Annotated in this window: 18 protein-coding genes; 5 read left to right on the top strand and 13 right to left on the bottom strand. The window is 69.2% G+C overall.

The genetic code is table 11. The features are described from left to right. Nucleotides 1-235 (top strand): hypothetical protein (locus H7J06_RS17470; RefSeq protein ID WP_264040251.1); only part of this gene is annotated, 235 nt, incomplete at its 5' end. Nucleotides 236-443: 208 nt separating this feature from the next. Here the strand turns inward: H7J06_RS17470 and tyrS are convergent. Continuing rightward, a complete protein-coding gene (gene tyrS / locus H7J06_RS17465) occupies nt 444-1,727 on the bottom strand; it encodes a tyrosine--tRNA ligase (protein WP_308205801.1) in 1,284 nt (427 codons plus the stop codon). 12 nt (nt 1,728-1,739) lie between these two features. Next, the gene (locus H7J06_RS17460) at nt 1,740-2,354 is read right to left on the bottom strand and encodes a DNA-3-methyladenine glycosylase (protein WP_264040250.1); all 615 of its coding nucleotides are present in this window, start codon (nt 2,352-2,354) and stop codon (nt 1,740-1,742) included. Between the two features lie 58 nt (nt 2,355-2,412). On the opposite strand from H7J06_RS17460, the gene H7J06_RS17455 reads away from it, so the two are divergent. Genes H7J06_RS17455 through H7J06_RS17445 form a run of 3 tightly spaced genes read left to right on the top strand, consistent with a single transcriptional unit; the run spans nt 2,413 to nt 4,546 of the window. Continuing rightward, complete coding sequence (locus H7J06_RS17455) at nt 2,413-3,186, top strand: ABC transporter ATP-binding protein (protein WP_264040249.1); 774 nt, start codon at nt 2,413-2,415, stop codon at nt 3,184-3,186. Further along, nucleotides 3,120-3,938 carry an ABC transporter permease gene (locus H7J06_RS17450; RefSeq protein WP_264040247.1) on the top strand — a complete coding sequence of 273 codons (819 nt, stop codon included), beginning with the start codon at nt 3,120-3,122 and terminating at the stop codon, nt 3,936-3,938. The genes H7J06_RS17455 and H7J06_RS17450 overlap by 67 nt, the downstream gene beginning before the upstream one ends. Next, nucleotides 3,935-4,546, top strand: a complete 612-nt coding sequence (locus H7J06_RS17445) for a TetR/AcrR family transcriptional regulator (protein ID WP_264040246.1) — start codon at nt 3,935-3,937, stop codon at nt 4,544-4,546. The genes H7J06_RS17450 and H7J06_RS17445 overlap by 4 nt, the downstream gene beginning before the upstream one ends. On the opposite strand, the gene H7J06_RS17440 is transcribed toward H7J06_RS17445, so the two are convergent. The 3 genes from H7J06_RS17440 to H7J06_RS17430 form a co-directional block, all read right to left on the bottom strand. Then, nucleotides 4,547-4,753 carry a Trm112 family protein gene (locus H7J06_RS17440; RefSeq protein ID WP_264040245.1) on the bottom strand — a complete coding sequence of 69 codons (207 nt, stop codon included), beginning with the start codon at nt 4,751-4,753 and terminating at the stop codon, nt 4,547-4,549. Between the two features lie 4 nt (nt 4,754-4,757). Continuing rightward, nucleotides 4,758-5,261, bottom strand: coding sequence for a hypothetical protein (locus tag H7J06_RS17435; protein ID WP_264040244.1), 504 nt, complete (start codon nt 5,259-5,261; stop codon nt 4,758-4,760). A 118-nt stretch (nt 5,262-5,379) separates the two neighbouring features. Then, nucleotides 5,380-8,349 (bottom strand): acyl-CoA synthetase, encoded by a 2,970-nt coding sequence (locus H7J06_RS17430; protein WP_372515334.1) that lies wholly within the window; start codon nt 8,347-8,349, stop codon nt 5,380-5,382. A gap of 104 nt (nt 8,350-8,453) precedes the next feature. Here H7J06_RS17430 and H7J06_RS17425 point away from each other — a divergent pair, with 104 nt between their 5' ends. Further along, nucleotides 8,454-10,202 carry an ABC-F family ATP-binding cassette domain-containing protein gene (locus H7J06_RS17425; RefSeq protein WP_264040243.1) on the top strand — a complete coding sequence of 583 codons (1,749 nt, stop codon included), beginning with the start codon at nt 8,454-8,456 and terminating at the stop codon, nt 10,200-10,202. Between the two features lie 3 nt (nt 10,203-10,205). Here the strand turns inward: H7J06_RS17425 and argH are convergent, their stop codons facing one another. Genes argH through argC form a run of 8 tightly spaced genes read right to left on the bottom strand, consistent with a single transcriptional unit; the run spans nt 10,206 to nt 18,513 of the window. Next, the gene (gene argH, locus H7J06_RS17420) at nt 10,206-11,618 is read right to left on the bottom strand and encodes an argininosuccinate lyase (RefSeq protein ID WP_264040242.1); all 1,413 of its coding nucleotides are present in this window, start codon (nt 11,616-11,618) and stop codon (nt 10,206-10,208) included. After that, a complete protein-coding gene (locus H7J06_RS17415; protein WP_264040241.1) occupies nt 11,615-12,817 on the bottom strand; it encodes an argininosuccinate synthase in 1,203 nt (400 codons plus the stop codon). The genes argH and H7J06_RS17415 overlap by 4 nt, the downstream gene beginning before the upstream one ends. A 13-nt stretch (nt 12,818-12,830) precedes the next feature. Further along, on the bottom strand, nt 12,831-13,394 hold the full coding sequence (locus H7J06_RS17410; RefSeq protein WP_372515337.1) for an arginine repressor: 564 nt from the start codon (nt 13,392-13,394) through the stop codon (nt 12,831-12,833). Continuing rightward, nucleotides 13,325-14,245, bottom strand: a complete 921-nt coding sequence (gene argF / locus H7J06_RS17405) for an ornithine carbamoyltransferase (protein WP_264040274.1) — start codon at nt 14,243-14,245, stop codon at nt 13,325-13,327. Before argF ends, H7J06_RS17410 begins: the two co-directional genes overlap by 70 nt. Before the next feature lie 2 nt (nt 14,246-14,247). Continuing rightward, a complete protein-coding gene (locus H7J06_RS17400) occupies nt 14,248-15,438 on the bottom strand; it encodes an acetylornithine transaminase (RefSeq protein WP_264040240.1) in 1,191 nt (396 codons plus the stop codon). Next, entirely contained in the window at nt 15,435-16,289 is an 855-nt protein-coding gene (gene argB / locus H7J06_RS17395) for an acetylglutamate kinase (RefSeq protein ID WP_264040239.1), read from the bottom strand. The genes H7J06_RS17400 and argB overlap by 4 nt, the downstream gene beginning before the upstream one ends. Further along, on the bottom strand, nt 16,286-17,482 hold the full coding sequence (gene argJ / locus H7J06_RS17390; RefSeq protein WP_264040238.1) for a bifunctional glutamate N-acetyltransferase/amino-acid acetyltransferase ArgJ: 1,197 nt from the start codon (nt 17,480-17,482) through the stop codon (nt 16,286-16,288). The genes argB and argJ overlap by 4 nt, the downstream gene beginning before the upstream one ends. After that, nucleotides 17,479-18,513, bottom strand: coding sequence for an N-acetyl-gamma-glutamyl-phosphate reductase (gene argC / locus H7J06_RS17385; RefSeq protein ID WP_275079536.1), 1,035 nt, complete (start codon nt 18,511-18,513; stop codon nt 17,479-17,481). Before argC ends, argJ begins: the two co-directional genes overlap by 4 nt. Nucleotides 18,514-18,527 lie beyond the last annotated feature (14 nt).

Here is an 18,527-nt window from a genome sequence, read left to right as displayed (position 1 = left end):
CCAAACAAAAACAACCCGGCAAAACCAGGTGCATCGCAAATCAGAGAAATCCGATATCCAACAACCAGTCAAAACTGGCAAAAAAAACAAAACCATCCATAAGCAGCAGGAAGACGGGAAGTCCCCCACCAAGATGGCCAAAAACAACAAACAAAAACCACCAAACACACTATTGAGTTCTCAAACAACACGCCCCACCTGCTCGCATGACAGCCCCGCGGCGAAAAGCCGCTAGCCTCTTGCGGACAGTAGAGTGAAACCACCGAAGTGAACTTCCCTCTGGGATGCCGTCGCGCTCTGCGATCTGGACCGCGTCGCTGACGACTTGGATAAAGTTACGTGCCGGATAACGGAGAGTCAAATCGCCTGGTCAGAGGCGTGACTAGCAGAAGTTCAGGCCCCGAGCGGGTGCTCAAACGGTTCTCCAGACCCCTTCGTGGACGTCACTGAACCCGTTCGACGCCCGCGACGTTGCGCTTGCCGCGCCGCAACACCAACCACTTGCCGTGCAAGAAGTCCCCCGGCTGCGGAACCCAGTCGTCGGCGTCGACTCGAACGTTGTTGACGTAGACACCGCCCTCGGACAGCGTCCGTCGTGCCTCGCCCTTGCTCTTCGACAGACCCGCGGCCACCAACAGATCACCGATGCCGTCCGAACCGCCTGGTTGGAGCTCTGCCACCGACGTCTCACGCAAGGCTGCTGCCAGCGTGGCTTCGTCGAGGCCGGCCAGCTCACCGCGGCCGAACAGCGCCTGGCTGGCCAGTTCGACGGAGTCGGTGGCCTGCTGCCCGTGGACCAGCGTGGTCAGTTCCTGGGCCAGTCGCCGCTGGGCGGCGCGTTCGTGCGCCCGTTCGGTGGTCGCGAGCTCGAGGTCGCCGAGTTCGTCGGCCGAGAGGAACGTGAACCACCTCAGATAGCGCACCACGTCGGCGTCGGCGGTGTTGAAGAAGTACTGGTACCAGGCGTACGGGCTGGTCAGCTCGGGGTCGAGCCAGACGTTGCCACCCCCGGTGGACTTGCCGAACTTCTTGCCGTCGGCCGAGGTCACCAGCGGCACCGTCAGCGCGTGTGTGCTGGCGCCGAGTTTCTGGCGGACCAGGCGGACGCCGGCGATGATGTTCCCCCACTGGTCCGATCCGCCGATCTGCAGCGAGCAGCCGTACTTGCGATGCAGTTCGACGTAGTCGTTCGCCTGCAAGAGCATGTAGCTGAACTCCGTGTAGGAGATGCCGTCACCCTCGAGGCGCCGGCGGATGGTGTCGCGGTCGAGCATGACGTTCACCGAGAAGTGCTTGCCGACGTCGCGCAGGAACTCGATCGCCGACAGCTGCGAGGTCCAGGTCAGGTTGTTCTCGACGACGGCGCCGGTAGCGGATCCGTCGAATTCCACGAACTTCTCGAGCTGGCCGCGGATGCGCTCGGACCACTCCGCCACCGTGTCCGCCGTGTTCATCGTGCGTTCGGCGGTCTCCCGTGGGTCGCCGATCAGTCCGGTGGCGCCGCCGGCCAATACGATCGGCCGGTGGCCGGCACGCTGGAACCGGCGCAGGGTCAGCAGCGGAATCAGGTGCCCGGCGTGCAGACTCGGTGCCGTCGGGTCGAACCCGGCGTACAGCGTCAGCGGTCCCGATGCCGCATCGGCGGCCAACGCTTCGCGGTCGGTGGACTGCGCGATCAAGCCGCGCCAGTCCAGTTCGTCGAGGATGTCGGCGCCCGGAGAAGTCACGCCGTCAATCCTCTACCATCCGTCGCCGTCACCCGGCGCGGGTGCCCGGGGACTACGGCGGTACGCGGAGACCTCCGGGTGCTCGGCGAGCCAGAACCGCCACGGTCGGTCTGCCGCCTTGCTCACCCCCACCCGCGGCCCGCTGATCACCGGACGCGGAGCACCGAGCGTCAACCGAACCGGGCTGCCCGCGTCGAAGAGGTCGATTCCGTTGTCCTGCATGGTGATTCCGAGAGCGGAGCAGAGATTTCCTGGGCCGCGCGCCAGCGCGGCGGTGGGCACCGGCCCGCGACTTGCGTGGGCGCTGCCGAAGCCGTCGGTCACCACCGCGGCACGCAACAGGACCGCTGCGGCAACACCGTCCTCACCGCACACGACGTTGGCGCACACGTGGATGCCGTGGCTGCGATAGGCGTACATCCGTCCCGGCGGACCGAACATGACCTCGTTGCGGCCGCCGCGACCACGGTAGGAATGCGAGGCGGCGTCCGGCCACGGGCCGTCCTCGGGGCCACCGTAGGCCTCGACTTCGACGACCGTCGCGACGACTCCTCGGCAGCTCAACGTGGCGCCGACCAGGAGTCGTGCAGCAGACACCGGGTCGGTGGCCAACCGTTGCGCGCTCATCGAGACGATTCTGCCCGCCACCCTTGACGGCACTACCTGCGGGGAGGATATTCATCACATGATGAGTTCATCGCATGATGAATTATTGGCCGACGGTGTCCAGCCCGCCGTTTCGGTCGAGCATCTGACCGTGGTCCGCGGCGCGCGTACCGCACTGGACGACGTCACCGTGCGCATCGCCCCGGGCACCATCACCGGCGTGCTCGGTCCCTCCGGATGCGGAAAGACCACGCTGATTCGCAGCATCGTCGGAACCCAGCTGATCGCGAAGGGCACCGTCACGGTGCTCGGGCGACCCGCGGGGTCGGCGGACTTGCGACATCGCGTCGGCTACGTGACCCAGAACGCCACCGTCTACGAGGATCTTCGCGTCGTCGACGACGTGCGCTACTTCGCCTCGCTGTACGGCACCGGCGCCGACGCCGCCGACGCCGCCGACGAGGCCATCACCAACGTCGGGCTCGCCGATCACCGAACAGCGTTGTGCGGCAACCTCTCCGGAGGTCAGCGCACCCGAGTCTCGCTGGCCTGCGCCCTGGTGGCCCACCCCGAGGTTTTGGTGCTCGACGAACCCACCGTCGGACTGGACCCCGTACTGCGGGTCGACCTCTGGGCGCAGTTCCGCCAGTTGGCCAGCCGTGGGACGACGCTGTTGGTGTCGAGCCACGTGATGGACGAAGCGGACCACTGCGGCGATCTGCTGCTCCTGCGCGAGGGGCGCCTTCTCGCCCACACCACACCGGCCCGCCTACGAGAGGACACGGGATGTCAGTCACTGGAGGAAGCGTTTCTGTCCGTCATCCGGCACAGCACCGCACCCGCTCTCGGCTGAGCCCGCAGGCCTACCTGGCCACCACCGGGCGGATCCTGCGGCAACTCGTCGGTGATCACCGCAGCGTCGCGATGATCCTCGTCGTACCGAGCCTGGTCATCACGCTGATGTACTTCATGTTCGCCAACGTGCCCCACCGGCCGGGGACACCGTCGCCGTTCGACAACGCGTGCCTGATCATGCTCGGGGTGTTCCCGCTGGTCGTGATGTTCCTGATCACGTCGATCACCATGCAGCGCGAACGCGCGTCCGGAACGCTGGAACGAATCCTCACCACTCCCCTGCGCCGGCTGGATCTGTTGGCCGCCTACGGCACCGCCTTCTCCGTCGCCGCCGCCGCCCAGGCCACCCTCGCGTGCGTCATCTCCTTCTGGTTGCTCGGGCTCGACACGGCGGGCAGCCCCGCCCTGGTGTTCCTCATCGCCATCGTCAACGCGGTACTCGGCGTCGGACTGGGGCTCCTGTGTAGTGCGTTCGCGCGCACCGAGTTTCAAGCCGTCCAGTTCATGCCCGTGGTCATCGTGCCGCAGCTGCTGCTGTGCGGCATCATCGTGCCGCGCGACATGCTGCCCGACTGGTTGCAATGGATCAGCAACGCGCTGCCGGCCAGTTACGCACTGGAGGCGTTGCGGGAGGTCGGCGCCCACCCCAACCTGACCGCGACCGCCGCCCGCGACATCGCAGTCGTCGTCGCCTTCGCGGTGGTCGCGATGGGCCTGGCCGCGGCCACCCTCCGGCGCAGGACTCCGTGAGCGCGTCGCAGCGCAAGCGCCCCGGCCGTCCGCCCGGCACCTCCGACACCCGCGACCGCATCCTGGACAACGCCCGAGAGTTGTTCGCGCGCAACGGTATCGGGAAGACGTCGATCCGGTCGATCGCCGCCGCCTCGGGTGTCGACTCGGCGCTGGTGCATCACTACTTCGGCACCAAGGAGCAGCTGTTCGCCGCGGCGGTGCACATCCCGGTCGACCCGATGCTGGTGCTCGGTCCGATGCGGGAGGTGCCGGTCGAGGAACTCGGGCTGACGCTGCCGTCGCTGCTGCTGCCGCTGTGGGATTCGGAGATGGGGTCGGCGTTCCTCGCCACGCTGCGCTCGATGCTCGCGGGGGACGGCGTCGGCCTGATCCGGTCGTTCCTGCAGGACGTCATCGCCGTCGAGATTGGGTCGCGCGTGGACGAGCCGCCGGGTTCGGGCCCGGTCCGCATCCAGTTCGTCGCATCCCAGCTGGTCGGTGTGGTGATGGCGCGCTACATCCTGGAACTGGAACCGTTCGCGTCACTGCCGGTCGAGCAGATCGCCGAGACCATCGCGCCGAATCTGCAGCGCTACCTCACCGGCGACCTGCCCGGGCTGAGCTGATCAGGACTCGGCGCGCTCCAGCAGACCCTGGTGCTCGGCGTCGTCGGTGACGGTGACTGCTTCGGAGATCAGCAGCACGGGCACGTCCGCCTCGATCCGATAGGCGCGCCGGAGCCTCGGGTTGTAGAGGACGTCGTCACCCACCAGAAGCAGCGGCCCACGATCCTCCGGACACACGAGCAGGCTGCGCAGTCGTTGGTCGATCACGGTGTCAGCCGAGCGGGATGTTGACGCCGCCACCGCTGTTGATGCTCGGCGCTCCGCCACCGTTGCCCCCGATGCCGATGGTCGGCGGGTTCAGCACGGGCCCGCCACCGGTCTGCCGGGACGCCTGCCGCATCTGGAAGGACAGGGTCGACTGCAGGGCCTCGACCAACGGTCCCTGGTTCGGCCGCTTGTCGAGCGCCGCCACCAGGGCCTCCCCGTTGGAGGTCGAGGGTCGGAAGCCCCGCGCGCGCAGCGTCATGACCTTGTGGATCAGGGTGGAGATCTGACCGCCGCCGGCGCCGGTGTCGTATTCCGTGGCGATCATCGCGAGAGCCTGGTCGACGCTCATCGCGGGAGCGGCGTCACTGGCCGCCGCGGCATCGGCGGACGGGTCAGCCGCGGCGGACGCCGCGCTCACACCGGTCACGAGCCCAGCTGCCAGGGCAGCACTGGCCACCGCGCCCACCAGCGCGCGACGCCAGCCGTTCGAGCTGGTCTGTTCGGCCATCAATCCTCCATCGTCGAGCGTCCATGAGTTTCCGGCCCGACCCGGGTGGCCACGTACAGCCAGGCGGAGCCTAACAAAGCGTCGCGAGCGCGGCAGCATGTCACTCGCTTCACTTCCCTCACTCGTCGTCAGCCGAGTTGGTGAGTTCTGCGCGCACGGCCGCGGTGAGCCGCTTGTAGGTCCCATCGTCGTCGAGGTACCACGCGTGCCGCGATTGCTTGGGCACACCGGCCGCCCGCAACGGACCCAGCAGCGGCCGGTAGGTGGCGCTCAGGGTCATCTCCGAGACCACGTGCACGACGTCGGGGGCCACCCCGACCGGCAAGCCCGCGATGGCCGCGTTCAGATCGGCGGTCGGAACGCTGCCGCCCGGGCGCAGCTGCAGCGCCGAGACCGCCAGGTCGCCCTCGCCGACGGCCACGCGATAGGTGACCGCGAGGTCCACCGCGCCGATCCGGCCGAGCGTGTCGTTCACCGCGTCGCCGAACACCGGGCCCCGCGGGGTGCGGATCACGTTCCCCCGATTGGCCACGAGCCAGAAGTCGCCGTCCTCGTCACGACGGAACAGGTACTCGGTGGACACCCAGAGGTCCGCGGGGGCGAACACGCCGCGCTTGACCGACGCCGTGGGGTCGACGGGACCGCGCGGGTGGGCCAGCAGGACGCCGACCTCGTTGGTGGCCGCGAGCGCGACGAAACCGCGCTCGTCCTCGAGGATCAGGTCGTCGTCGGGGTCGTAGGCGGCCAGCTCGACGTGGCCGCCGCCGGGAAGTGGTCGGCCCTCGCTGCCGACCTTGGCGCCCGCGACGTTGGCCAGCACCGCCTGCCCGTCCGTCGTGGCGAAGAACTCGACGACCAAGGCCGGTGCGAATTCCTCCTCGACGCGCCTCCACAATCCCGTCGGCATGCCCGAGCCGATGAAGAGCCGGACGGGGTGGTTGCCGTTGAGCACGAAGGCCGGGTCGTCGATCACCTCGCGCAGCATTGCCCAGGTGTACGACACCACGGTGACGCCGTATTGCCGCAGCTCGTGCACGAACCGGTCCGGGCGCAGGCCGCGCGACAGCGCGATCCTGGTGCCGCCGACGACCGCCCCGCCGAGGCTGACGAGCAAGCCGGACTGGTGGTGCAACGGGGTCAGGCAGTAGAGGGTGTCGCCGTTGCCCAGATTGGCCGCCGAGGCGGTGCCGATGGCCGACAACGCCCACCGGAAGTTGGTGATCTGCCGGGCGACGAGCTCGCCGCCGACGGTGGCGAAGGCGATGTACGCCAGATCCTTCGCGTAGCCGGGGTCTGGGCGGTACCAACCGGGGAGCGCCACCACGTCCGGGTCGATCTTCTCCATGTCGACCACGTCGTCGTCGGCGGCCAAGTCAAGGTCGCGCGCCTCGCCGCCACCAAGGACGAGCACGCGCAGCGGCAGCATGCGAGCCGCGTCGAGGTGCACCGGATCGGCGATGACGTCGGAGATGGCCCCCAGGCGGGCGGCCTCGACCAGATCGGCGTCCGGCGGCATCAGCACGGCGACGGCGCCGAGCCGCGACAACGCCGCGATCGCCACCAGGGCGCTGGGGCGCGTCTCCATCAGCACGCCGACGTGCGCGCCCTGGCGAACGCCGACGTCGATGAGGCCGCGGACGACGTTGTTGACGCGTCGGTCCACCGCCTCGTAGGTGTGCACGCGACCGTCGAACAGGAGGAACTCGCCGCCCGGGGTGGCGCGAGCCTGCTCGGACATGATGCGCCCCAGCGAGATGCGGGTGTGGTCGTTGATCTGCCCCAGCCGGGCCAGCCTGGGCAGCGTGCGGGCGGTCTCGGCGACCAGGGCACGGGCCGACTTGTTGGCGGCGACGATGGCGCCCGCCGCCGAGCGGGCCACGCTGAACGTGACCTCCGCGGCGGCGCCCGCACCGTGGGCGATTCGGGAGGCCAGCGGCACGCCGGCGTCGTTGGTCTCGACGGGCTGCAGCGCCATCGGGACGACGTCCTGGGGCATGTCGCCGTCCCCGGCGATCCACCGCACCCACGCCGCCACGGTCGGCCACGTCTGGGTGGCCGCCTTGGATCCGACGACGAGGCCGAAATGCCCTGTGCGGATGAGGTATTCGTAGACATCGGCCTGCGGGGACGCCCGTTTGATGCCGCGCACCGATGCGGGCTGACCGATGTCGTCGACCTCGCCGACGACCGCCAGCACCGGGCAGTCGATGTCGGCCAGGGTGACGAGGTCGCCGCGGATGGCGAACCCCCCGCTCATCATCCGGTTGTGGGCGATGAACTGCTTGAGCAACTCGGCGATCGCCGGGCCGGACCACGCGATCCAGCCGTCGCTGGCCAGGAATCGCCGCTGCTGCTCGCGTGGCAGCAGCGCCTCGCGGTCATGCAGTTGGCGCAGGAAGTCCAGGCGGGACTGGGCGGTCTTGATCGGGTCGAGCATCTGGAAACCGGTGCGGGCCAGCCAGCCGGGGACGTCGAGGCGGCTGAACACGTGGTCGGCCATGAAGTCGGCGGCCCCGACGGCAAGGCCGGCCGGCAGGTTCATCGGCAGCGCCGCCAGGGTGTCCACGGGCGACCCGAACCCGACGATGCTCGCCAGATCCTTGGACCGTCGGTACGCCGCGGTCTGATAGGCGAACATGCCGCCCTGGGAATAGCCGGCCAGATGGACGTCGCGGTCGGTGACCTTCTTCACAGTGTCGATGGCCTCGCTGAGCGCGACCACGTGGTCGGCGAGGTTGCGCTGCATGCCGCCCTCGACCTGATCCGGGGAGCCGAAGTCGATGACCCACGGGTCGATGCCCGCCGCGTGCAGAATCCCGACGGCGCCCTCGTTGCGGGTGACGTCCCACATGTCGGCGGACATCATCATCGGGTGCACCATGAGCACCGGTGGGCCGGCCGGCTTGGCCCCCGGCCTGCTGTCGGGCGGGAAGTACCGACGGAGCCGGTACATCGGCACGCTCTCCACGATCTGGAAGGGCGACGGCACCGCGCCGGTCTCCAGACCGCCGTAGCGCAGCACCTCGAGTCCGTTCTGCGCGGTGGCCATCAGCCGCTCCACCGGTTTGACGAGTGCCGAAAGATCCACGACGACCGTCCCCTTTCGTACGATGCGCCAATCCCCCGATCCGACGACATCATGGCACAGCGGACGTGGGGCTCTGTGGCATCAGCACCTATGATCGGCGCCTGATGGCGAACCTGATCAACCTCGAACGTGCAACCGTTGGTTACGGCACGCGCACCCTGCTCGACGGCGTGAGCCTCGGAGTCGACGAAGGCGACGCGATCGGCGTCGTCGGCCGCAACGGCGACGGCAAGTCCACGTTGTTGAAGATCCTCACCGCGACCCGGCCACCCGACTCCGGGCGCGTCACCCACACCTCCGGATTGTCGGTCGGCTACCTCCACCAATCCGACGACTTCCACCCCGACGCAACGGTGCGCGACGTCATCGTCCACGGGCAGGCCGACCACATCTGGGCGGCCGACGCGGAGACGAGGTCGGTGGTGGAGAACCTGCTGACCGAGGTTGCGATGGACCGCGAGGTGAGCAACCTCAGTGGTGGTGAGCGACGCCGCGTCGCGCTGGCGGCGCTCCTGCTCGCGGGTCACGACGTCCTCGTCCTCGACGAACCGACCAACCACCTCGACGTCGAGGTCATCGGCTGGCTCGCCGGCCACCTATCCAAGCGGACCGCGAAGACGATGGTGGTGGTCAGCCACGACCGGTGGTTCCTGGACGCGGTCTGCACCCGCATCTGGGAGGTGCACGGCGGCACCATCGACGCGTACGAGGGCGGGTACGCGGCGTACGTCCTGGCCAGGGCGGAACGCTCGCGGGTCGCCGCGGGCACCGAGGCGCGCCGCCGCAACCTCATGCGCAAGGAGCTGGCGTGGCTGCGGCGCGGGCCGCCCGCACGGACCTCGAAGCCGAAGTTCCGCATCCAGGCCGCCAACGACTTGATCGCCAACGAGCCCGAGCCGCGGGATTCGCTTGCGCTGCAACGCTTCGCGACGGCGCGCCTGGGCAAGGACGTCTTCGACATGCACCGGGTGACGCTCGAGTTGGGCGACAAGCTCCTTCTCGACAAGCTCGACTGGTCGATCGGACCGGGCGTGCGGATCGGGCTCGTCGGCGTCAACGGCACCGGAAAGTCGACGCTCCTCAAGCTGCTGATCGGGGAGATCGAGCCGACGTCGGGCACCGTCAAGCGCGGGAAGACGCTGCGGATCGGCTATCTCAGCCAGGCACTGGTCGAGATCGACGGCAACGAACGCGTCCTCGACGCGGTCGAGAACGCGAAGCGGATCACCGAGCTCGCCGGCGGCAAGGAGGTCAGCACGGCCACCCTGCTCGAGGACTTCGGCTTCACCGGCGACAAGCTGACCACCCGGATCTCGGAGCTCTCGGGTGGCGAACGCCGCCGCTTCCAGTTCCTCCGCCTGCTGCTCGACGAGCCCAACGTGTTGTTGCTCGACGAACCGACCAACGACCTGGACATCGACACCCTCAACGTCATCGAGGACTACCTCGACGGGTGGCCTGGCACGCTGATCGTGGTCACCCACGACCGCTACTTCCTGGAGCGCGTCAGCGACGTGACCTACGCGCTCCCCGGCGGTGGCCGCTGCGTGCTGTTGCCCGGCGGCATCGAGCAGTACCTGGCCGAACGCCCGAGCGCCAACGGTGCCCCCGCGACCCGGCCGGCCGATCGCAACGAGACGGCCTCGGCGCGGGAACGCAAGGCGGGAAAGCAGTTGTCCCGCATCGAGAGTCAGCTCAAGAAGCTCGACGAGCGGATCGCCAAGCTGCACCTCACCATGGCCGACGAGGCCGCCGACCACGTCCGGTTGGGCGAACTGAACGCCGAGCTCGTCGAGCTGACGGAGCGCAAGGAGGCACTCGAGGAGGAGTGGCTGGCCCTGGCCGACGACTGAGGGTCAGGGGCGCAGTCGCGACGACAGCCGGTCGGCCGTGTCGCGCACGACCTGAAGCTGCTTGGCGACCTGGACCGGTGCCGTGCCGCCGCGGGCGTCGCGCGAGCTCACCGAGCCCTCGACCGTCAGCACCTCGCGCACCTCGGCCGTCAAACTCGGGTGGATGCCCGCCAACTCGTCGTCGGTGAGCTCCTCGAGCCCCACGCCACGTGCCTCGGCGGCCTTCACGGCCGCGCCGGCCGCCTCGTGGGCGACGCGGAACGGCACTCCGGTCCTGACGAGCCATTCCGCGACGTCGGTGGCCAACGTGTAGCCCAGCGGTGCCAGCTCGGCCATCCGGTCGGCGTCGAAGGTCAGCGTGGCGACCAGCCCCGCCATCGCGGGCAACAGCAACCGCAGTTGGGCCACCGAGTCGAAGACCGGCTCCTTGTCCTCCTGCAGATCGCGGTTGTAGGCCAGCGGCTGCGCCTTGAGCGTGGCCAGCAGACCGGTCAGGTTGCCGATCAGGCGGCCGGACTTGCCGCGCGCCAGCTCGGCGATGTCCGGATTCTTCTTCTGCGGCATGATGGAACTGCCGGTCGACCACGAGTCGTGCAGCTTGACGTAGCCGAATTCCGTTGTGCTCCAGAGGATGATGTCCTCGGCAAGCCGGGACAGGTCGACGGCGATCATCGCCAGCACGAACGCGGCCTCGGCCGCGAAGTCGCGTGACGCCGTCGCGTCGATCGAGTTGTCGGCGGCCGCAGTGAAGCCGAGGTCGGCGGCGATGGCGTCGGGATCCAACCCGAGCGACGACCCGGCCAACGCTCCCGAGCCGTACGGCGACACCGCGGCGCGGTCGTCGAAGTCCAGGATCCGGTCGACGTCGCGCAGCAGCGGGTGCGCGTGGGCCAGCAGGTGGTGTGCCAGCAGGATCGGCTGGGCCGACTGCAGATGTGTCTTGCCGGGCATGATCTCGGTGGGATGGGAGGCGGCCTGGGTGGCCAGCGCCCCGACGACCTCCAGCACCCCGGAGCCCACCGCGCGCATGGCGTCGCGCAGCCACATCCGAAACAGCGTGGCCACCTGGTCGTTTCGCGATCGACCGGCGCGCAGCCGACCACCGAGGTCGACACCGGCCCGGTCGATGAGGCCGCGTTCGAGGGCGCCGTGCACGTCCTCGTCGGACGGCAGCGGTCCGAAGCTGCCGTCGTCGACGTCGGCGCCCAGGCTGTCCAGCCCGGCCAGCAGCCCGTCGCGCTGTTCCTCCGTCAGCAGGCCGGCGCGGAACAGCACCTGAGCATGCGCCTTGGACGCCGTCACGTCGTAGGGCGCCAGCACCCAGTCGAAGTGCGTCGACTTACTCAGGGCGGCAAGGGCATCCGACGGTCCGTCGGCGAACCGGCCGCCCCACAGCGAGCCTTCGTTGGTGCTCACTTGCCAGCGAGGTCGCGCTGGGCGGCGATCTTCGACGACAGCCCGTGCACGTGGACGAAGCCCTTGGCACTGGACTGGTCGAAGGTGTCACCCTCGTCGTAGGTGGCGAGGTTGAAGTCGTACAGCGATTCCGCGCTGCGCCTGCCGTTGACGGCAATGTGCCCACCGTGCAACACCAGTCGGATCTCACCGGTGACGTGCTGCTGGGTGTCGGCGACGAACGACTCGAGCGCCCGCTTCAGCGGCGAGAACCACAGCCCGTCGTAGACCAGCTCGCCCCAGCGCTGATCGGTGGTCCGCTTGAACCGGGCCAGTTCACGCTCCAGCGTGACGTGTTCGAGTTCGGTGTGCGCGGTGATCAGCACCATGGCGCCGGGCGCCTCGTAGATCTCGCGGCTCTTGATGCCCACGAGCCGGTCTTCGACGACGTCGAGGCGGCCGACGCCCTGAGCGCCCGCCCGCCGGTTCAGCTCGACGATGGCCTCGAGCACCGTGACCGGCTTGCCGTCGATCGAGACGGGCTTGCCCTTCTCGAAGCCCACGATCACCTCGTCCGGCGAACTCCAGTTGACCGTGGGGTCCTCGGTGTAGTCGTAGACGTCCTTCGTCGGCGCATTCCAAAGGTGTTCCAGGAAGCCGGTTTCCACCGCACGGCCCCACACGTTCTGGTCGACGGAGAACGGAGAGCGCTTGGTGACGTTGATGGGGATGGCGTTCTCCTCGGCGAAGGCGATCGCCTTCTCCCGAGTCCACGCGTAGTCGCGGACCGGCGCCAGCACCTCGAGATCGGGTGCCAGGGAGGCGAAGCCGACCTCGAAGCGCACCTGGTCGTTGCCCTTGCCGGTGCAGCCGTGCGCCACGATGCCGCCACCGTGCTCCCGCGCGGCCTCGACCAGATGCTTGACGATCAGCGGCCGGCTGATCGCCGACACCAGCGGATAGCGATCCATGTAGAGCGCGTTGCTCTGGATGGTCGGCAGGCAGTACTCCTCGGCGAATTCGTCGCGGGCGTCGACCACGACCGCCTCGACGGCGCCACAGTCGAGCGCGCGCTGCCGCACGACCTCCATGTCCTCTCCACCTTGGCCGAGGTCGATGGCGACGGCCACCACCTCGCGCCCGGTTTCCTTGCCGATCCAGCTGATCGCGACGGACGTGTCCAGACCGCCGGAGTAGGCCAGGATGACGCGTTCGGACATGTAATCGATCTCCTTAGATAGTTCTTGGGGCTGGCTGTTGAAGTCGTTCGAGGGTGCGGGCCAATTCAGCGCCCGTCATGGGTTCGCGCGCCACGACCAGAATGGTGTCATCCCCGGCGATGGTGCCGACGACGTAGGGCAGCGACGAGCGGTCGATGGCGCTTGCCAGGTAGTGCGCCCCGCCCGGAGGGGTGCGCAGGATCGCGAGGTTGCCGCTCGCGTCGGTGGACACCAGCAGCTCGCCGAGCAGCTTGGTCATCCGGTCGGTGCCGCCGGACACTCCGCGGACGGGGCTGCCGTCCTCCGGGACGACGTACACCCCAGTGCCTCCGTCCACGCCGCGCAGCTTCACCGCGCCGAGCTCCTCGAGGTCGCGGGACAGCGTCGCCTGGGTGACGTCGATGCCCTCGGCCGCCAGCATCGCGGCGAGCTCACTCTGGCTGCGCACCGCAGTCGACGACAGCAGGGTCACGATCCGCGCCTGCCTGCCCGCCCTCGTCGACGTGGTCACGATTGGTCCAGCAACCAGACCAGCAACGCCTTCTGCGCGTGCAGCCGGTTCTCCGCCTCGTCCCAGACCGCGCTCTGCGGTCCGTCGATGACGTCGTCGGTGATCTCGTGTCCGCGGTGGGCGGGAAGACAGTGCAGCACGACCGCTTCCGAGTCGGCCAGCTCGAGCAACCCGCCGTTGACCTGGAACGACCGGAACGGCCGGACCCGGTCGAGCCCGTCGTTCTCCTGACCCATCGACGTCCACGTGTCGGTGACCAGGACGTCGGCGCCCCTGGCGCCCGCCTTCGCGTCCGAGGTGACGGTCACGCTGGCGCCAGTCTTCTCGGCGCGGCGTTCGGCGGCGGCCACGAACTGTCGGGCCGGCTCGAAACCCGTTGGGGCGGCGATGGTGACGTGGACGCCCGCGGTCACGCCACCGAGCATCAGCGAGTGCGCCATGTTGTTGGCACCGTCGCCGAAGTAGGTCATTCGCAGGCCCTTCAGCTCGCCCTTGCGCTCGGCGAGGGTCTGCAGGTCGGCGAGCACCTGGCAGGGGTGGAACTCGTCGGACAACGCGTTGACGATCGGCACGGTCGAGCCGGTGGCCATGGCGGCCAACCGTTCCTGGGCGAACGTCCGCCAGACGATGGCGTCGACGTAGCGCGACAGCACCGCACCGGTGTCCTCGAGCGTCTCCTCACGCCCCAGCTGGGTGCTGCGACCGTCCACCACGACCGCGTGACCGCCGAGCTGGGCGATGCCCATCTCGAACGAGAACCGCGTTCGCGTCGAGTTCTTCTCGAAGATGACGGCGACCCCGCGCGGACCCTCGAGCGGGCGCGCACTGAACGGCGCCTTCTTGAGTTCGGCGGCGAGAGCGAGGACTTCGGCCTGCTCGCTCGGTGACAGGTCGTCGTCGCGCAGGAAGTTCCGAATCGTCACGAGGTCTCCTGGGCGGTGTCGAGGACGGCGGGCAGCGCGGTGAGGAACGCGTCGATCTGGGCGTCGGTGACCACCAGCGGCGGCGCCAGCCTGATGACGTCGGGCGCCGCGGCGTTGACCAGGAAGCCGGCGTCGCGCGCCGCCGCCTCGACCGCCTTGCCCTTCGGCGCGGTCAGCACGATGCCACGGAGCAGACCTCGGCCCCTGACGTGGTCGACGAGCGGGTGACCGATGGCCTCGACACCGTGGCCGATGACCTTGCCGAGCACGTCGGCGCGCGCCACCAGATCGTCGGCGGCGAGCGTCCGGAGCACGGCGAGTGCGGCGGCCGTGCAGACCGGGTTGCCGCCAAAGGTGCTGCCGTGCAGGCCCGGCGTCAACAGGTTCGCCGTCTCGCCGATGGCCAAGCAGGCCCCGATGGGAAGACCGCCGCCGAGACCCTTGGCAAGGGTGACGACGTCGGGTGTGACGCCCTCGTACTGGTGCGCGTAGAAGGTTCCCGTCCGGCCGATCCCGGTCTGCACCTCATCGAGGATCAGCAGGGCGCCGTGCCGGGCGGTGATCTCGCGGGCCGCAGTGAGGTAACCGGGCGGGGGCGTGACGACCCCACCCTCCCCCATGATCGGCTCGAGGAACACCGCGGCGGTCGACGAATCCACCACGTGCTCAAGGGCGTCGACGTCGCCGTAGGGCACGTGGGTGACGTTGCCGGGCAGCGGCGCGAACGGGGCCTGCTTGGCCGGCTGACCGGTCAGGGCCAGCGCACCCATGGTGCGGCCGTGGAAGGAGTTCTCGGCGGCGACGAGGTTGGTCCGGCCCGTCAGGCGCGAGATCTTGAACGCGACCTCGTTGGCCTCGGTCCCGGAGTTGCAGAAGAACACCCGCGCCTCGACGTCGCCGCCGAGATGCGCGACGAGCGCCTCGGCCAGGGCGACGCCCGGTTCGGTGGCATACAGGTTCGACGTGTGACCGAGCGTGTTGAGCTGGGTGGTCACGGCCTCGATGACGGCGGGATGCCGGTGCCCGAGCACGTTGACCGCGATGCCGCCGAGCAGGTCGACGTAGGACTTGCCGTCGGCGTCGGTGACGACGGCACCGTCGCCGCTGACCAGCGCGACCGGCGGCGTGCCGTAGTTGTCCATCATCACGGCCCGCCAACGTGCTTGCAGGTCTTCGGTATTCGTCATGCGGTCACCTTCGTTCCGGAGCCTTCGTCGGTGAACAGTTCCACCAGCACGCAGTGCTCCACGCGGCCGTCGATCACGTGTGCGCTGGGAACGCCGCCGGCGACCGCGCGCAGGCAGGCCTCGATCTTGGGCACCATCCCCGATTCCAGTGCCGGCAGCAGCCCCGTCAGGGTGGTGGCGTCGATCTCGCTGACCAGCGAGGTGCGGTCGGGCCAGCTGGTGTAGAGGCCCTCGACGTCGGTGAGCATCAACAGCTTCTCGGCGGACAGCGCTTCGGCCAGAGCGGCCGCCGCGGTGTCGGCGTTGACGTTGTGCACCACCCCCGCCACGTCGGGCGCGATGGTCGAGATCACCGGAATCCGCCCTGCGGCAATGAGATCCATGACGGCCCTGACGTCCACGCTGGCGACGTCTCCGACGAGGCCGATGTCGGTGGCCACGCCGTCGACCAGGACGGTGCGCCGTACCGCGGTGAACAGCTGGGCGTCCTCGCCGGTGATGCCGACGGCATACGGGCCGTGCGCGTTGATCAGTCCGACGAGCTCACGCCCGACCTGACCGAAGAGCACCATCCTGGCGACGTCGAGCACCTCCGGCGTGGTGACGCGGAACCCGCCCTTGAAGTCGCCGGCGATGCCGAGCTTGGCGAGCATGGCGCTGATCTGCGGGCCGCCGCCGTGCACGACGACCGGATGAATGCCGCAGTTGCGCAGGAACACCATGTCCGCGGCGAACGCCGTCTTGAGGGCGTCGTCGGTCATCGCGTTGCCGCCGTACTTCACCACGACGATCTTGCCGTGGAGTTGCTTGAGCCACGGAAGTGCCTCGGCGAGAACCCGAGCCGCCGTCATGACGAGTACGCCGAGTTCTCTTCGACGTACGCGTGGGAGAGATCGGTGGTGCGGACGGTGGCCTCCCCCGTGCCGACGGCGAGGTCGACCACGACGGAGACGTCGATGCCGGAGAGGTCCACGTCACGGGCGCCCGGAGCGCCGGCGCCGTCGACGCACACCGGAGTGCCGTTGAACGACACACTGATTCGGTCGGCCGCCATGTCGACGGGTGCCATCCCCACCGCGGCGAGCACCCGGCCCCAGTTGGGATCGGATCCGAAGAGGGCCGTCTTGACCAGGCTGTCGCGCGCGACGACCCGGGCGGCGACGACGGCGTCGGCCTCGGTGGCCGCGCCGGTGACGGTGACGGCGACCCGCTTGGTGACGCCCTCCGCGTCGGCCTGCAGTTGTGCGCACAGGTCGTCGCAAACGGCCCATACGGCGGCGTCGAGTTCGTCCTGCGTCGGGGTGATCTCGCTCGCGCCGGAGGCCAGCAGCAGCACGGTGTCGTTGGTCGAGCAGCTGCCGTCGATGTCGAGCCGGTCGAAGGTGCGACCCGCGGCGGCGCGCAGCGCCCGGTCGAGGGCGTCCGCGTCGGCGACGGCGTCGGTGGTGATCACGCACAGCATGGTCGCCAGCGACGGGGCCATCATGCCGGCACCCTTCGCCATCGCACCCATCGTCCAGTCCGCCTCGTGGTGCAGCGCAACCTGTTTCGGCACGGTGTCGGTGGTCATGATGGCCTGGGCCGCTTCGGCGCCGCCGGTCAACCCGCCGGCCATCTCGTGCACGATGTCCTTGACGCCGCCGAGCACCTTGTCCATGGGGAGCCGGTCGCCGATCAGTCCCGTCGAGCAGACCGCGACCTCGATCGCGCCGGTCTCGGTGCCCCAGTCCGACAGTGCACCGGCGACGGCCTCGGCCGTGGCGTGCGTGTCCTGAAAGCCGAGCGGGCCGGTGCAGGCGTTGGCGCCACCGGAGTTGAGGATGACGGCGCGAAGACGCCTGGTGGTCATCACCTGCTGGGTCCACAGCACCGGCGCGGCCTTCACCTTGTTGCGGGTGAACACCGCGGCGGCGGCCAGATCCGGGCCCTGGTTCACGACCAGGGCGAGGTCTGGCTTGCCGGAGGCCTTGATGCCCGCCGAGATGCCGGTCGCACGGAAGCCCGACGGCGCGGTGACGCCTTGATTGCGAACGAGTTTGGTCACGGCGCCACACCCACGATCGAAAGTCCTTCCGTTTCCCCCCAGCCCAGCGCCAGGTTCATCGACTGCACAGCCGCCCCTCCGGTCCCCTTGACGAGGTTGTCGATCGCACACAGCGCCACCAGGACACCGGCGTCCGCGTCGACCGCGACGGCGACCTGGGCGGCGTTGCTTCCGATCACCGAGCCCGTCGTCGGCAGGCGGCCCTCGGGAAGCAGATGCACGAACGGCTCGTTGCCGTAAGCCTTCTCGTAGGCCGCCCGGATCTCCGACAGCGAGGCCTCCGTCTTGGCCGTGCACGTCGCGAGGATGCCTCGGGAGGTGGGGATCAGCACCGGGGTGAACGACACGGTGACGTTCTCGTCGGTGACCGTCCGCAGACCCTGGGCGATCTCGGGGGTGTGCCGGTGCGCGCCGCCGACGTTGTACGCCCGGGCCGAGCCGATGACCTCGGAGCCGAGGAGGTCCACCTTGGCTGCTCGGCCGGCGCCGGAGGTGCCGCTGACCGCGACGACGGTCACGGCGGGCTCGACGAGGTTCTCGGCGAGCGCGGGCAACAGGGCGAGCAGGGCGGCGGTCGGGTAGCAGCCGGGCACGGCGACGCGCTTGGTGTTGCGCAGCGCCTCCCTGCCGCCGGGCAGTTCGGGCAGCCCGTAGGGCCAGCTACCGGCGTGTGCCGAACCGTAGAACCGCTCCCACGCGGCCGGATCGGTGAGCCGGAAGTCTGCGCCGCAGTCGACGATGAGGGTGTCGGGTCCCAGTTGCTCGGCGAGTGCGCCGGAGTGCCCGTGCGGCAGAGCGAGGAACACGACGTCGTGTCCGGCCAACACGTCGACGTCGGTGGGCTCGAGAACCCGGTCGGCCAGCGGCAACAGGTGGGGATGATGCTCGGTCAACGAGGTGCCCGCACTGGCCGCGGCCGTCAGTGCGCCGATGCTCAGGCGACCGTCCGCGAGGGCGGGGTGCCCGAGGAGGAGTCGAAGGATCTCGCCGCCCGCATAGCCGCTCGCGCCGGCCACCGCAACTGAGGTCATGCAGCGATTCTGCA

This window comes from Mycolicibacterium hodleri (genome assembly GCF_025822245.1).
GTDB lineage: Bacteria > Actinomycetota > Actinomycetes > Mycobacteriales > Mycobacteriaceae > Mycobacterium > Mycobacterium hodleri.
Note: the sequence above shows the minus strand (reverse complement) of the source record. Positions and strands in the feature narration are given on the sequence as shown.

Coding starts and splice junctions, on each gene's coding strand:
- H7J06_RS17460 (WP_264040250.1), bottom strand. CDS start 2,354: ATGAGCGCGCAACGGTTGGCCACCGACCCGGTGTCTGCTGCACGACTC.
- H7J06_RS17455 (WP_264040249.1), top strand. CDS start 2,413: ATGATGAGTTCATCGCATGATGAATTATTGGCCGACGGTGTCCAGCCC.
- H7J06_RS17450 (WP_264040247.1), top strand. CDS start 3,120: ATGTCAGTCACTGGAGGAAGCGTTTCTGTCCGTCATCCGGCACAGCAC.
- H7J06_RS17435 (WP_264040244.1), bottom strand. CDS start 5,261: ATGGCCGAACAGACCAGCTCGAACGGCTGGCGTCGCGCGCTGGTGGGC.
- H7J06_RS17425 (WP_264040243.1), top strand. CDS start 8,454: ATGGCGAACCTGATCAACCTCGAACGTGCAACCGTTGGTTACGGCACG.
- H7J06_RS17415 (WP_264040241.1), bottom strand. CDS start 12,817: ATGTCCGAACGCGTCATCCTGGCCTACTCCGGCGGTCTGGACACGTCC.
- H7J06_RS17400 (WP_264040240.1), bottom strand. CDS start 15,438: ATGACGAATACCGAAGACCTGCAAGCACGTTGGCGGGCCGTGATGATG.
- argB (WP_264040239.1), bottom strand. CDS start 16,289: ATGACGGCGGCTCGGGTTCTCGCCGAGGCACTTCCGTGGCTCAAGCAA.
- argC (WP_275079536.1), bottom strand. CDS start 18,513: ATGACCTCAGTTGCGGTGGCCGGCGCGAGCGGCTATGCGGGCGGCGAG.